The organism is Paenibacillus sp. PAMC21692 (genome assembly GCF_014303795.1).
Classification (GTDB): domain Bacteria; phylum Bacillota; class Bacilli; order Paenibacillales; family Paenibacillaceae; genus Pristimantibacillus; species Pristimantibacillus agaridevorans.
In genome coordinates this window covers 3,567,122-3,582,518 of the sequence record NZ_CP060293.1, presented here as the reverse complement: position 1 = coordinate 3,582,518, position 15,397 = coordinate 3,567,122, and the positions used below count along the sequence as shown (strand labels likewise).

General features: G+C 51.0%; 11 protein-coding genes. 2 read left to right on the top strand and 9 right to left on the bottom strand.

Annotated features, from left to right (window positions below):
- Positions 1 to 258: 258 nt before the first annotated feature.
- On the bottom strand, positions 259 to 1,554 hold the full coding sequence (locus H7F31_RS14090) for a sensor histidine kinase (protein WP_187104692.1): 1,296 nt from the start codon (positions 1,552 to 1,554) through the stop codon (positions 259 to 261).
- Positions 1,532 to 2,230 carry a response regulator transcription factor gene (locus tag H7F31_RS14085; protein ID WP_187104691.1) on the bottom strand — a complete coding sequence of 233 codons (699 nt, stop codon included), beginning with the start codon at positions 2,228 to 2,230 and terminating at the stop codon, positions 1,532 to 1,534. Before H7F31_RS14085 ends, H7F31_RS14090 begins: the two co-directional genes overlap by 23 nt.
- Positions 2,231 to 2,446: 216 nt before the next feature.
- Between H7F31_RS14085 and H7F31_RS14080 the strand changes: the two genes are divergently transcribed.
- On the top strand, positions 2,447 to 5,731 hold the full coding sequence (locus H7F31_RS14080) for a right-handed parallel beta-helix repeat-containing protein (RefSeq protein ID WP_187104690.1): 3,285 nt from the start codon (positions 2,447 to 2,449) through the stop codon (positions 5,729 to 5,731).
- Between the two features lie 383 nt (positions 5,732 to 6,114).
- Here the strand turns inward: H7F31_RS14080 and H7F31_RS14075 are convergent, their stop codons facing one another.
- Positions 6,115 to 6,510, bottom strand: coding sequence for a winged helix-turn-helix transcriptional regulator (locus H7F31_RS14075; RefSeq protein WP_187104689.1), 396 nt, complete (start codon positions 6,508 to 6,510; stop codon positions 6,115 to 6,117).
- A gap of 106 nt (positions 6,511 to 6,616) precedes the next feature.
- On the opposite strand from H7F31_RS14075, the gene H7F31_RS14070 reads away from it, so the two are divergent.
- Positions 6,617 to 7,720: a Gfo/Idh/MocA family protein gene (locus H7F31_RS14070; protein ID WP_187104688.1), complete on the top strand. Its 1,104-nt coding sequence runs from the start codon at positions 6,617 to 6,619 to the stop codon at positions 7,718 to 7,720.
- Between the two features lie 70 nt (positions 7,721 to 7,790).
- On the opposite strand, the gene H7F31_RS14065 is transcribed toward H7F31_RS14070, so the two are convergent.
- The 6 genes from H7F31_RS14065 to H7F31_RS14040 all read right to left on the bottom strand — a co-directional run bounded on the left by H7F31_RS14065 (position 7,791) and on the right by H7F31_RS14040 (position 15,331).
- Positions 7,791 to 8,195 (bottom strand): hypothetical protein, encoded by a 405-nt coding sequence (locus H7F31_RS14065; RefSeq protein ID WP_187104687.1) that lies wholly within the window; start codon positions 8,193 to 8,195, stop codon positions 7,791 to 7,793.
- 171 nt (positions 8,196 to 8,366) lie between these two features.
- Entirely contained in the window at positions 8,367 to 8,594 is a 228-nt protein-coding gene (locus tag H7F31_RS14060) for a hypothetical protein (protein WP_187104686.1), read from the bottom strand.
- Positions 8,595 to 8,647: 53 nt separating this feature from the next.
- Positions 8,648 to 9,670 carry a Gfo/Idh/MocA family protein gene (locus H7F31_RS14055; protein WP_261800417.1) on the bottom strand — a complete coding sequence of 341 codons (1,023 nt, stop codon included), beginning with the start codon at positions 9,668 to 9,670 and terminating at the stop codon, positions 8,648 to 8,650.
- A 211-nt stretch (positions 9,671 to 9,881) separates the two neighbouring features.
- Positions 9,882 to 10,901: a Gfo/Idh/MocA family protein gene (locus H7F31_RS14050; RefSeq protein WP_187104685.1), complete on the bottom strand. Its 1,020-nt coding sequence runs from the start codon at positions 10,899 to 10,901 to the stop codon at positions 9,882 to 9,884.
- A 13-nt stretch (positions 10,902 to 10,914) separates the two neighbouring features.
- Positions 10,915 to 11,685 (bottom strand): glucosamine-6-phosphate deaminase, encoded by a 771-nt coding sequence (locus H7F31_RS14045; protein WP_187104684.1) that lies wholly within the window; start codon positions 11,683 to 11,685, stop codon positions 10,915 to 10,917.
- A gap of 43 nt (positions 11,686 to 11,728) precedes the next feature.
- Complete coding sequence (locus tag H7F31_RS14040) at positions 11,729 to 15,331, bottom strand: fibronectin type III domain-containing protein (protein WP_187104683.1); 3,603 nt, start codon at positions 15,329 to 15,331, stop codon at positions 11,729 to 11,731.
- Positions 15,332 to 15,397 lie beyond the last annotated feature (66 nt).

Below are 15,397 nucleotides of genomic sequence, written 5' to 3'. Positions count from 1 at the left end.
TTTTTAACGCCTATGGACGCTATTCAGAGTTACTTTCCGAACTATCAGCGTTTTAAACGCCTACAGCTGCTCGTTCGCCTACTTTTTGGAGCCATAAGCGTTACTAACGCCTATGGACGCTAACTGCTATCCCCCAAGATTGATTAATCAATTATGCGAAAATCAATTCCAAGTAACTGATCAAAATGAAGAAAGGGCGATGTTGTCCTCTGAGAGAACAACACCGCCCTGCAAGTAAGGAGAAGTCGCATGGACGTATCAGCCGGCGTCCGGAAACGTCATCACGATCGTCGTACCCTTATGAAGCACGCTGTCCGCTTCGATCTTGCCGCCATGACGGGTTACGATCCATTGCGCAATCGAAAGCCCGAGCCCCGTGCCGCCTTCCGTCCGGTTTCTCGTCTTGTCTCCACGGTAAAAGCGCTCGAATATAAACGGCAGCTCTTCTCTCGGAATACCCGGCCCTGTATCCTGGATCTTCAGCTCGACGCCTGACGCCGTCTTTTTGCAAGACGCCCGCACCTTGCCTCCGTGAAGCGTATATTTGATCGCGTTATCGAGCAGGATCATGAGCAGCTGCTGCAGCCGCTCCTCGTCGCCGGATATCGTCGATTCTTCGGGAAGATACACCGATAACAGGATGTTCTTCATGGCGGCCAGAGGCAGAAATTGCTTGGCGACTCCCCTAGTCAAATCGTCGAGCCTGACCGGCCGCAACTGAAGCTCCAGTCCTTCGGAATCGCTTTGCGCCAGCGTCAGAAGCCCGTTTACAAGTTTGTTCATCCGTTTGATCTCCTTCAGCATTGTCGATATCTCCATGCTCTCCTCTTCAATCGTATGACCCGGATGGCGAAGCAACAGCTCCGTATGCGTCTGGAGAACCGCAAGCGGAGTCCGCAGCTCATGCGAAGCGTCCGCCATGAACTGCTGCTGCTTCTCCCAGGAGGAACGGATAGGCACGAGCGCCCGCTTGGCCAAATACAAGCCGGCGAATATCGATATGCCTCCCCCGAATATGATGCCTACGATGATAAGGGTCATAATCGTGTTAAGCATGCTGATCTCCGAGCTGATGTCGCTCACGTATTGATAATAACCCACTTCGGGATCGCCGCCGTCAGCCCGTATGTTTAGCAGTCTATATTCGGCTCCCTTATGACTAATGGAATAGAGACCTTCCTTTTGCAGCGAACGCTGCAGCACGTCCAGCAGATTGGGCGGATACGAATAGGTAATATTCATATTCAGCAGTTGTCCCTCATCGTTCCAGAATAGAATGTCCACATTGCGCGCGAAAACGCTGCTGGCCGAACTGATGGTAGCGAGGGAAAGCTTCGTTTCCTGCGCCATGACAAACGGCAAGCCCTGCGTCGGCATAGTCGAAATCGTCGTCACGGGTCTCCACATGACAGAACGTTCCTCCAGCGCCTTGTCGATGCCGCCGATAATCGTCGTCCTCATATACAAGTACAGGCTTGTCCCCAGTACGGTCAATATGAGGAACAAAACGGTGGCATTGAGCAGCGTCAGCCTAATTTTCGTCTTTTGGAACATGCGACTTCTCCTTCATCATATAGCCGATGCCACGCACTGTATGGATCAGCTCCGGACAACCTGCTGCAGTCAGCTTCTTGCGCAAATAATGGACGTACAGCTCCACGATGCCTATGCCCGTGTCCGAGTCGAACCCCCAAACGCGATCGAGAATTTGCTCGCGGGTCAGAATTTGATTGCGGTTAATGACCAGAAATTCTAGCAGCTCGAATTCCTTCGCCGAAAGCTTAAGCGGTACCTGGTTATAGTAACCTTCCTGAAGGCGCGGCCGTACCGTCAATGGACCTATGCCGATATCGCCGTTCTCGGTCAACGTGCCGTGCCTGCGCAATATCGCTCTCGCCCGCGCCAGCAGCTCCTGAAAGGCGACCGGCTTCACGACGTAATCGTCTGCTCCGGCGTCGAGCCCCTCAACCCTCCGTTCCACCGCGTCGAGCGCCGTCAGCAACAGGATCGGGGTATCGATCCCCCTTGCGCGCAAATAATGGATGATCGCGATACCCGTCATGCCGGGCAGCATTAAATCCAGAATGATGAGATCGTAAATATTTTGCTCCGCCATGAAAGCCCCGTCATCCCCGCGCAACGTGACATGCACCTGGAAGCCTTCCTCCCGAAGCACGCTGGATATGGCATGATTAAGAGATACGTCGTCCTCTATGACCAACACTTGCACTTTCGCCCCAACCTTCCCGTCTATCAACTGGTGGTCCTAGTATAAAGGATAAAGCTTAAAAGAAGATTAGACCGTCGTTCCTACGTTACTGCAACCCCTGGCAGCATTAGACGAGTCCCTATCTCTGTCCGACACTAGACGATTACACTTCCGACGATCGCCGATCCTTCATATAGTGATCATATCCCCTAATTAATAGAGACGAGAGGTGAGCGCATGCCAGATAACGGATATCTGAACGTGAACGGTCAAAATTTCCTCGTATATGATGATAGAGAGCTGCAAGAGAAAATGAACACGATCTTCGATTCCGATACGGGAAAAATTAGAACATCGGCGTTGCCGAGCGACTACGGAGCGACTGGAGCTACGGGTCCTACCGGGGCGACGGGCGCAACGGGCCCGGTCGGCCCAACAGGTGCGGTCGGGCCTGCGGGCACTGCCGGCGCCACTGGCGCTACCGGGGCGACTGGGGCTACGGGAGCCACCGGGCCGACCGGCGCTGCCGGGGCTGTTGGTGCCGCTGGCCCTCAGGGTCCTGTTGGTCCTGCAGGTGCTAAAGGCGCCACCGGGGCGACTGGGGCTACAGGCAACACTGGCGCTACTGGGGCCACAGGCCCTCAGGGTCTTGTTGGTGCTGCGGGCACCAAAGGAGCCACCGGGGCGACTGGGGCTACAGGCAACACCGGCGTTACCGGGGCCACAGGCCCTCAAGGTCTTGTTGGCGCTACTGGCGCTACTGGGGCCATAGGCCCTCAGGGTCCTGTTGGCGCTGCTGGCGCCAAAGGAGCCACCGGGGCGACTGGGGCTACAGGCAACACTGGCGTTACCGGGGCCACAGGCCCTCAAGGTCTTGTTGGCGTTACAGGCCCTAATGGGGCCATAGGGCCTCAGGGTCTTGTTGGCGCCACTGGCGCTACCGGGCCGCAAGGTCTGCAAGGACCGAAGGGGGATGTCGGTCCGCAAGGACCCGTCGGCCCGCAAGGACCGCCGGGAACAAGCTCCGGATCGGGAAGCTCGATAAGCTACACATTGGAGTTGGCCCGCTGGGGCATCATGGCAGGCCTTCCTGCCAAACCTTATACGGATGCCAACTACCTTCAAGCCGACAGAAACGTTCAAGGCTTCAACAATGCCCTGCAATGGGCTTACGAGAACGGTTACAGAATGGTAATCGTACCGACGGGCAGCTATGCGATCTGTTACCCGCGCACCATCATGGTCACGCAGAGCAATATGACGTTCGACTTCGGAGGCTCCACGCTAAAAGTCATCTACGATTCGACGCGCAAGTCTCCGTTCGATACGAGAACCGGCGTAACCGACTTCTACAACTTTCCTGGACGCGATTCCAATGGCAACGACGGAGTCAGCATCAAGCTTCAAAGCGTTACCGACTCCCATATCCGCAATCTGATCCTGATCGGAGACAAGGCGGATCGGATTTTCGCGAACTCGGCCGAAGCCGCCATTGAATGGACTTACGGGATTCAAATCATTCGAGGTTCTTCCTATTGCTCCGTCCGCAACTGTACCATCAGCAGCTATATGGGTGACGGCATCTCGCTTGACAGTACAGGATTTTTCGATTATGCGGAATTCGCTCTCGGCCTGACGGTAAACGATATCAATCGCGCTACGGGAGCCGTCATCCCCGCTACGGGCAAGACGCTTGTGTCTCAGCTGCTGACCATCCCAACGACAGGTTACAGCAGCTTTCTGGTTGCCGGAGCAGGCTATTCGCGCCAGACGGCCATAACCAACAAGGAGGTCGACGTTGCCTATTACGCCGCGGACAACACCTATCTTGGCTACTACAGCAACAAAAAAATATATACGCCGATCTCTATTCCGCCGGAAGCGCGTAAATTCCGTTTCCTCTTCAACAACGAAACCAACACGGCCAAAAACATGCAAATGACCTTGAAATTCGGACTGACGCCGCATCATAACACGATTGAATTTAACGAAGTATACAATCTGCATCGAGGCGGTATTACGCTCGGGGGCAATTACAATATCGTGCAGCACAACAGTATCCATGACGGAACCGGCGTGCTGGACCGAAAGCCAATTTTCCCCGATCCGACCCGGTACGGCATTAATCAGGAAGATTCCTACGGCGACAACTGCGTTATTCGGAATAATCTGTTCTACAATCTGTTTCACGGCGCTCTGGTCGGGTGCTGGACAATCGAAATTCATAATAATCATTTCTACAACTTAAGCGGCATCGGCATCAACTTGTATTCGCTTCATATGGCCAACGTCCGGGAGAACTACCTGTACCGTTGTCAGACTGGCATCGGCTTAATGGACGCCCATCTGCCTCACGCGCATGTCAACATCGAAGACAATACGATCGCGTACGCAAGTAATGCCGGACTTGGGGGCACGGGTTACGATGTGTACTTCTACGGCAACACATTGATCGACACGAATTCCTTTGCCATGGCGGATGACGATACGATTATTTGCAGAGGCAACCATTTTGTCTGGACCGATCAATTCAGCGGCATCCCTACGGTTACGGCGAACCGTGTGGAGCAATGTTCGTTCGAGGGCTGGAATGCTCAGAGGGAGTTCAGCTTAAAGTCATACGAGGTGTCGGATTCCGTTTTCACCAATCTCAATGTACGTATCGAAACGAGGAACGGGGCTAAAACAGCAGAGAATGTTCTTTTCCGTTCATCCGCATTTACGCGTTGCATTCTCAACAACCATCAGTTATCCACGAGACAGCGACAAGTGCAAATTAATGGCAGCAGGCTGACGGATACCGTGGTAAAGCTCGGCAACATCAATACGCCCGAAGAGTCGCCGCTCACCACGTTGAATGAATGCGACTTGTACGTGAGTACGATCACCTATATGTTCCAAGGAGAGTTCAACACGGGGGTCGGTAGAATCGAGGTCAACCGTTGTCGAATCATCATCGCGAACTCGACTTTCGCTTATCTGTTGACGAATGTATTTAACGTCGCCAGCACGATCATTTTTTCCATCAAACGATCCACATTGACTTATACAGGAACAGGACGTTTAAATCTGCAATATTACAATCCAACCAACAAAAGAGCCGTGCGGTTGTTCGCGACCAGCCGGAATATTTTGCGGAATATAAACCCGCCGGCTCCCGAAGCGGGGATCGTCATCGAATATGATCCCGATATCGAAGGTCTCGCTCCGCCGACTGACGGCGTCTGGTTCAAGGGCGACATTTACGGCAACGCCGCTCCATCGGCAGGAGGCAACGTGGGATGGGTTTGCGTATCCCCGGGTCCGGCAAGCGACATCCCTTGGAGAGCTTCGGCAGCTCGGATTCGTGGAGATCGCGTCTTCGCTTCCGGGCGCGTCTACGAGGCCATGAACTCCGGCACGTCGGGGACATCTTCGCCGGCATGGCCGATCGGATCCGGCTCGACGGTCTCCGACGGAACGGTAACCTGGCAAGAAGTCGGCCCGCTTGCCTACTTCCGGGCTTACGGTACGATTTTCTAGAGATTGCCTAATGACGTGCATGCAGGTAGAAGCAGATATGTCATAACCACCGGCTAAGTCGGTGGTTATGTCCGCCTAAGGGAGCAATTTTCGCGCTATGAATCGCATGATCTCATCCTGATGGATACACGCTCTGCAATATTATTAGTGAATTGATGGAGGCTCAAGTGGGACGAGTCGGAGCTGGTGAGAAGTGTTTCGAGAACTGGAGATCTAATGGGGAGGTTCTCAAGAGCATTTTTGGGAAGCCTATCACGCTATTTATCTATCGTTCGCAAGATGCGAGCTTTTATCCAAAAAAATAGCGGTATACGTGTCGCTGCAGCGTATTGCAAAGCATGTCCTACCCGCATCCGTCGTCCTGCGTGCTGGGGTGAACTTGGTCACTCCGGCTTGGAAGCTTTAACGAACCTTTTCCCCCATTCGCAGAGCGGGTCCAGCACTATCCTTAGCGACCATCCGCTTTCGGTCAACTTGTAGATGACTTTGGCTGGCACTTCCGGGAAGACTGTGCGAAGAATGAGGCCATCCGCTTCAAGCTCCTTCAACTGCTGGGTGAGCATTTTTTGTGTGATTGGCGAGAGCACCCGCAACATCTCCCCGTTTCGCAGCTCGCCCTGTTCCGCGAGAAGGCAGAGGATCGCCGTTTTCCATTTGCCTCCGATCCGGGACAACGTCTCTTCTGTTGGATCGTGATAGGTTTTTTTCTGGTTTTTAACGCTGGAATTTGCCTGATCAGCTTCGTTTGTTATGCTCAGCACCTCCTTCAACGTACCCATTCGGTAACTATATTACCGAAAAGTGCGTACTTTTCTGATCTGATTATATCTTGTATGCTCAGTCTTGTCAGTAATGCGGGAGAACAGGTTAGAGGAGGAATACAACATGGAAAAGAAATCAAAGTGGGGCGTCGGCATCATCGGAGTGGGAGGATGGGGCGGTCTTGCTCACGTCCCGGCACTCGCTGCGCTGGATACATACGATACGAAGGCGGTGACCGGGACTCGGTCGGAGAGCGCACGGGCGGCGGCGGAGCGCCATGGCATTGAGCGGTTTTATACGGACGCGTTGGAGATGGCGAAGCAGCGCGACATTGACGTCGTGGCGGTTACAGTAAAGGTCCCGGAGCATGCTCGGTTAATTCGAGCGGCGATTGAAGCTGGCAAGCACGTGTACAGCGAGTGGCCGCTAGCTCGGAATACAGAAGAGGCTGAGGCACTTCTTGCGCTTGCGGAGAAACGGAGAATCAATCATATCGTCGGCCTTCAGGCGAGAGGCAATCCAACCGTCCGCTACATCCGGGATCTGGTCGTAAAGGGCGCCGTTGGCCGCGTCCTGGCGGTGAACTGCGTCGCGACGCTGCCCGAATTCCCGACGAGGAGCGGGACAGTAGACTTGGCTCACGTCTATCTGCTGGATGAATCCAACGGGGCCAATCAATTGACCATCGGAGCGGCGCACTTACTTGATCCAATAGAATATATCGTAGCCCCGTTTGCCGAAGTATCAGCGACGCTGGCCACGCAATATCCGGAGGTCCATGTACATGAGACCGGCAAAACCGTACGGGCTAATGCACCGGATCATGTGCTTATCGCCGGTAGACTGGCCCAAGGCACGCTTGTTTCGATGCAATTCGTCAATGCTGGAGAGCCCGGCTTTACGATGCGGATTATCGGGACCGAGGGTGAACTGGTCGTGACGCCGCGGGACGGACTGATGTTCCAAATGGACCGACTGAATCTTAAAATTGTCCGACCGTCAGGGGATACAGAGACGCTCGAAACGCCGGATGGCTACGCCTCGATTGCGCAGAATACGCCGCCAGGACCGGGCTACAATGTCGCCCATCTCTATGCCTTATTTGCTGAGCGGCTCGCCGGAGGCGAGGTGGGACTCCCTGACTTCGCTCAAGCTGTGCGGTTGCATCGGCTGATGGACGCCATCCGCGCGTCATCAGCAACCGGCATTCACCAGGCGGTGGAGTGAGGCGTTGTAGGCCATTATTGTATGTTATTTGGTCAGTCGTAGTTTTTTGTTCAAAATCCTGTTTCTCGAACTATTTCAATGGTCCTTCTATAGGTATAACTATTTTACTTTTTTCAAATACATGGACGAGGTATTTTAAGTTTGATTTTACTTCCACGTACCCCGGAGCTAAATAGAGGACTTTTCTTTCCCCATCCATTATTACAAATATCCTGTCACTACCATTGTAAACCTTCTCGCTTCCGAAAATAACTAATTCTTTTGTTTGATGACCAGTTAAAAAGGTGTCTCCAAAAAGATTAAGAAATTGAATACCGGTCAGTAACCCGAAAAAATAGCATAAAATTAGAATTCCAAAAAAGAAAGTTTTTTTGATTGTATTTGATAGATGTTTGATCTCATCCCGAAATCTAAAAGAAGCTTCACCAAACAACAAATAACAGCCTAAGAAATGAGTTGCAATTTTAAAGCTCATAATATTTCGCTCATATTTATCATATATCAAAAAAATTATACCAATCATTATGAGAACAGTGCATATAACAAATATTCTTATCCAGGTCTTACTACTCAGTCGATTCATGTATCCCCCGTTATTTACTTGAAGCTAAGTTAGTTTTTAAATTCGGAAGACACTAATTTAGCTTCATTTTTTATTTATTAGAAACGAGACTCCCCAGAATTGTTCTCCCTGTGTACTCCCTCTCCCACTTGTATAGTTCTTTATTTTAATCCCTAGAACCTGCATATTTAGAGCTAAACCAGTACTCTTGATTCTAGCATTAGCAAGCAATGTAGAACCACCTATCAATCCACTACCAGCTTCAATTCCAAATTCCGGAATCGAATCCAACCCAATCAAAAATATCATCACGTTGTGAAACACCTTCGGTTACTGACCGAATAACGCCATCTTCTACTGCAATATCAACGCACTTGCCCTCTTTCAGAAAGATTGATAACATGAACCCGTTCGTCTGCTTCAATTGTTGCCAGTGTAGCAGCGAGAATATCTTCTGCATCTATATTAGATTTTTTACCATGGATGCGATTCAAAAAATCCTCGGTAATCGTGCAGGGCGGTGCCGCCACCTCCATAATGGAAGGCGCCTCCTGATTGGTGACGTGCATATAAAGAGGCTTCTTGGAAACAAAAGGATCTCCCTTCAAACGAAGCTCGGCGCTGCCCTCAGTACCTGAAACGAAAATCCTGCAATCGCCCCATGTCCAGCTTGAAAGAGGAGTATGCCAATCTGCATAAAGCTGCGCCGTTATCCCATTTTCTAATAGCACCTGCAAACCAACCATGTCATAGAAAGTGGTGTGATCTGGCAAAATGTTTTTGGCTAGATAGCCTTCAGAGCCTACAACCTCACTTCCTGTAAGCCAACGCAAGAGATCAAAGTCATGAATGAGAAGATCTATCAAGATACCTCCCGACTGTTCTTTCGAAAAAAACCAATGCGGCCTTTCATTTGAAGAAAGGAGATGCGGCTTACGCATCCCAATGCTAACGATCCTTCCGAACGTACCGCGTTCGATTTGTTTTTTCAACGTATAGACCGGCGGGCTGAAGCGTTCCGTCAACAGCATGCCAATTTGGATAATTCTCCTTCTACTCAACATTTCCAGACGATGATAATCACCTCGACATGTCACAATAGGTTTGTCAACCATTATGTGCTTGCCTTTACGTTCACAGATCTCCACGATGTCTATCTTTTGATTGTTGATCGCAGCACACCCTACAATATCGATTTCAGGAGCGAGCATGTCTTCCATGCTGCTAACAAGTGAAACACCATATTTATCGGCAACCGTTTCTGCGATTCCAGCAGGATTCGGATCATAAATACCGGCGCATTCATGGCCAAGCTCCAGCATTTCCTGAATGAATCTATTAATATGGGCATGCTGGCATCCAATGATAGAGAACACATGTTTTTTCACAGTAAGATCCTCTCTTTCAACTCAATATGGTTTATATCATCCTGCCCCGAGGGGCGTACGATTAAGATCAAATCTGTTGATTATCTACAAAATGGCAGAAAAAAGACCGCTCATTTCGGTGTAGTGTTTGTACCCCTACAAACTCTACGGAAGGTGAGACGGTCTCATGAACCATTTACAATGCTAGCGCCTATTCTGCATTAAACAGTATCTAAATGTGCCCAAGCTCTTCGGAAAGCATTGGCGTAGAAATATTCACTTCAGCTTTTAACTCATGTGATCGATAGATGCCCTCCAGAACTGCAATGACATCTCTGGAGTAATCCATTGAACATTCCGGTTCGCATTCCCTTTCGATGCTTGCAAGCAACTCGCGAAATTGCAAGACAAAGGGGGAATCCTCTCGAGGCACTGGGATTTGTTCGTAAACGCCATTACGGCTGAGCCACACACCTTTGCCCGGAATGACTTTCATCATAGCCTCCGTAAAAATAAGCTCAAGCTCGTTCCTCGGCACACCTCCGTAACCCGATTGTACAATAGTGGATGGCACTCCCGACTCATTCTCAAGGAAAACAACCCCGCTGCCCTCTACATCGCCTGCCGGTCCGTAATGGCTGATTGATGCTCGAACTTTCACGATTCTCGCATTTCCGAGCCACATCAATCGATCAATAGAGTGCGATCCCAAATTAAACAAGATACCGCCTCCCGCACGCTGCTTGTCGAGAAACCAGGCCGGGCGATCCGTGTTGTAGTATGCTTTGTGGCGCGTATCATTCATCATGACAAGCTGTCCTAATCGCTTTGCTTCATTCTTAATGAACTTCTTTGCCGCCATGTTTTCCGCAAGAAAATGCTGCGTATGGCCGACCATCAGTCGAACGTTGTTATGCCGTACAGCATCCATGATGTCATCGCATTGCTTCGCATTTAATGCCATTGGTTTCTCGAGCAGTATATGACAGCCTGCCTCGGCGCAAAAGATCGCTGCTTCCATGTGCAAATGATGCGGCAGCGTAATGACGACGATATCCGGCTTCTCCCTCAGCACCATTTCACGATAATCCTCATACGCAATCATACCGTACGTCTCGGATAGTTGTTCAGCCCGATCAATCCTGATATCCGCAATGGCAACAGGCTTCAATCGATCTTGCAGCTCATTCATTGCCATCAAATGACCTTCGGTTATCTGTCCGGCGCCAATAACCGCTATTCTATATCTCATAGGTTCACCTTTCTTATCGTTCACTTGTTTGAAGCAGCTTGTATAAGAGTCCTGCATCCAGCGACGCCGATGCCGATTCCTGATCCAGATAAAGAGTCCACTGCGGATGGTCTTTCAAAATCGTGGAAGGAATTTCATTCATCAGCTCGTTCTCTAGCGTAAGTTTGATCGCATTCGCTTTCACCCGATGCGGCACGCACGATATGATGACGGAACTTTTCATAATTTGCCGGATACTCATTGTAATGGCTTGCTTCGGCACATCGTCGTTCGAAGCGAACCAGCCTTCGCCAACTTGCTGCTGTTTGCAGGACTCGGCAAGATCAACAACAAAATACGGCTCCTCTGTATTAAAATCAGCCGGCGGATCATTAAATGCGACATGCGCGTTTTCTCCAATGCCGATCAAAGCGAGATCGATCGGCGCTTCGTTTAATCTTGCGTTTAACTCCTCGATATTGCGGCGAACATCGCCTTCGCCGTTCACCAATTCATAACGCTCGACACCGACATGAGCCAAAAACCGCTCCATCAAATATTTGCGAAAACTGGCCGGATGAGTCTCCGGCAAATCTACGTACTCATCCAAATGAAACATCTCGACCTTGCTCCAATCCAAATCCGCTTGAACAAAATGCTTAAAAAATGCAAATTGCGACGCCCCTGTGGAAAGCGTAAGCCTGGCTCTGCCGCGCGCCTTAATCGCAGCTTGCAGTATTTCAGTTGCATGTGCAGCCGCAGCTTTTCCCAACTCATCCGCATTGTTAAGTACTTTTACTTCCATGTTATAATAGCCTCCCTGAGTATCCTTTAGTTTAGTTAACGGTTTAATTTCTACTCACTATGAAATTATCAAAGTACACATTGCCCGTCGACCGCTGGCTGTAGACACGAAAGGCGCTGATTTTGGGACTGACTGCCGTATAAGATTCCTGAGCCATCTGCGTCAGTGCGCCGCCCTGCGGTCCCGTTCGGAACGTCACGGTATTCGTTGTAAAATCGAAATCGATTGTTACCGTATACCAGGTATTCAAGCTATATCCGGGCAGAAGATTACGATAAGTACTGCTCGTGCCTACCCGGTATTTCAGACCGTTTGCCGTATCCGTCTGTATCTCCACGAAGTTGGATCCGGTATACAATAAAATCTTGTCGCCATTAAAATTCGCTTCCCGCATGTAGTCGAAGCTGAAATGCGCGGTCGGCCCCTCGGCCATGAAGTTATAGACGAAGTTGCCCGTCGCTCCGTTCGCAACGCTTAAGCTGAGGTTCGCACTGCTTGGCTCCGCGGCGACCAGCCATGTTGTCGGCCAAGCGGTAGGATAGGCGGAATACGGCTGACCTACTGTACCGTCATTGAAATCAACAACCAAATCCGAGGATTGACCGCCAACGGTCACTTGCACGGGAGCCGACAACGGCGATTCTCCCTCTGCATTAATTGCGCTGATCTTGTAGTAATAAGTCGTATCCGCTAGCAGCCCTTTATTTCGGTAAGCGGTATCCGTGATGGCTCCTACCTCCAGCTTCCGGTACGGTCCATCCAGATTCTCTGCCCGGTAGATCGCGTAAGTCTCAGCTTCGCTTACTGCATTCCAGCTGAGCGCGACTTCGTTTCTCCTGGCTGTGGCCGTGACGCCGGACGGTTCTGCAGGCCCATTCCAAGAGGTCACATTATCAAAGTACAGGCTGCCGCTCGAGCGCTGATTGTAGACGCGGATAGCACTGATTTTGGAACTTGCCCCCGTATACGATTCCTGCGCCTGTATTGTCAGCGGTCCGCCTTTTGGTCCTGTTCGGAACGTCACCGTATTCGCAACGAAATCGAGATCTATCGCTATCGTATACCAGTTATTCAGTTGAAAGCCTGGAATCAGATTGCGGTATTCGAGCGTTGTCCCTAGCCGATAGCGCAATCCGTAAACCGAATCCGACACTGTCTCAAGGAAGTTCGTCCCTGTATAGAACAGGAGTTTATCCAGATCGAAGTTCGCCTCGCGCATGTAATCGAATTGGATATGCGAAGTCGTTCCTGTCGATGTGAAGTCGTACGTGAACGTCCCTATCGCGTTAGGCGCGATACTGAGGCTCTTGTCAGCGGAGCTCGGTGTAGGCGATACCGTCCAGGCCGTCGGCCATTCAGCTGGCGCAAAATAAGAATCGCCATTGGTTCCATCGTTGAAATCAAAGCTAAGCGGTTGTAACGATTCTTTCGTCGTGGCCGCAGCATGCAGCGACAAGGCGGATTCTCCGCTAGCTGTAACTGCTGTCACTTTATAAGCATATTCGGTCCCGGAGGTTAATCCGTTGTTGATGAATGTAGAAGCAGTCAGCGCCGTAGTCGTCAGCTTTGTGTACACGCCGTTCAAGCTGGCAGCCCGATAGACATGATACCCGGTTGCTCCAGCCATAGGCGTCCACTTCACTCGGATCGAATCCCGGTTTAACGCTTGTGCTTGTACATCACCAGGAGCCCCGTTCACGGCAGTCTTCGACAGTGCGGGAACGACACCTTCGGGAAAGGTCCCAATCGTCAATTCGTTTAAATATTTTTCCAGATTCGTATATCCGTCGCCGGTGTAATCGGTTTTCCCGTCAAGAGCACTGTTCGGATTTAATCCATGCTCCAGCTCCCAGACATCCGGCATCCCGTCGCCATCCGTATCCGCCGGCACTTCAGCCGTCTGTAACACCGGCCATTGCAATGTTACTTTCGTCGCATGTTTAGCCTCCAGGGTTGCCTGATCTTCTGCCGATAAATTGTTCGCCGTATAGATGACGCTTCCCGTCCCGTTAATAACGTCGTTAACGAGTTCACGATCGACTTCATCCCGCTTGAGGCTTGCGCCGGCGTAATTCAGCACCTTCTCGTAAGCGACGTCCGGACTATCCTGCGGCGATGGATTCGGCATCGCGAACGGGGTACTGATGAACATCTGCGGATTCTTGTAGATACCGCCGAAGTTGTTCGGATGGCTGTTGGAGGACAAGCTGCCGTCCCGGCGGACCATCTTGTTGCCGGTGAGCGCGATACTTGAACTATACGGCGGGTTAAGGTCAACCACATCCGTCTCTGCCATTCGATCTTCAATTTGAGTACTGATCCCAGCCTTGTAGTAATTGTTGACCATGTTGCCTTGCCCGCTCTGGCCGTACATACTCTTATAGCCCCAGTCGTAAATCACATTGTTGCGCACGTCCTGCGATTTACCGGAAAAACGTGGATTGCGGCTGTCGTTATGGGCGAGCAGGTTGTAGTAGAAGGTGGCATTATCTCCGCCCCATATACCGCCATAACCGTGGAACCCTTTGCCCTCCACGTTGGATTTCACGATTGTCGGGCCAATTGTACTGTACTGCAGCGTGAAGTCAACGTTCTGATAGAAAGAAAAGGATTCATCCGTTCCCCAACTCGCCGAGATATGGTCGAAGATGATCTGTTTGCGATGCCGACCTGTAACGCCATCCATGTCGACGCCAGCTTCGTCGCCCGTACGGAAACGCAGATAGCGGACAATCAGGTTATCGCCTTGGAACACAACCGTATGCTTCTTAAAAGTAATGCCGTCCCCTGGCGCACTTTGCCCAGCAATTGTCAGATTGGAGGACGTTACGTAGAGCATCGATTCCAGCGCGATCGTCCCGGACACCTTGAACAGGATCGTTCTGTTGCTCTGGCTGACCGCGTCGCGGAACGAGCCCGGGCCGGAATCGTTCAGATTCGTGACATAGTACACGTCCTGACCGCGTCCGCCCGTTGCGAATTTGCCTCCCCCTTCTGCCCCAGGGAAAGCGGGAATCGTGCCTGGAGTTACGCTTGGCGGCAGCGGAGGCGGATCCAGCGGCGTGCCTACTGCAGGTCCGACGAGTACAGAATACATCCGACCAAAACCAATGTGCCCCGTAGCCTGGTTCCCGCCCAAAGCGACAGTTCCCGCCTTGTAGGTACGTGAATAGACGCGGTAGATGTCTGTCGTCGTGACGATGCCGTCTGCGTCTCTGACTTCGGTTTCGATCGTATCTCCAGTAAACGTCCAACCATATTGCGGGGTCAGCCAGTAATCGGAGTTGAACGGATCCGTCGAAGCGTTAACAGCATGCATGGCCACATAAATCGTGGCATCCTGGTCAATCTCGAACGTGAGGAATGGATTGGTCGGTTCGTTCTTATGATCTGTTCCTCCGCTCGTTTGAATAAATGATAAACTAGCATAAGAGCCTATGTCGGAAAATGTCGTGGAGGGATCGTTGACATACACTTCCTTTCCGGTCTGCAGATCGTTGTCTACGACGTAGGTGATAGGATCGTACCACAGGTTGTTCTGGGTAAGATTGCTGATGCCGATCGACGAAGCCATTACCGGAAAAGGTGGAAGGAGCTGCAAAGCAAGCAATAGTGCGGTTAGCAAAGCTATTGATTTTTTCCTCATTAAGATCCTCCTCCAAACGGTTTATATCTTACTGAAGAAACCCCTTTCATCACTGAAGAAACCCCG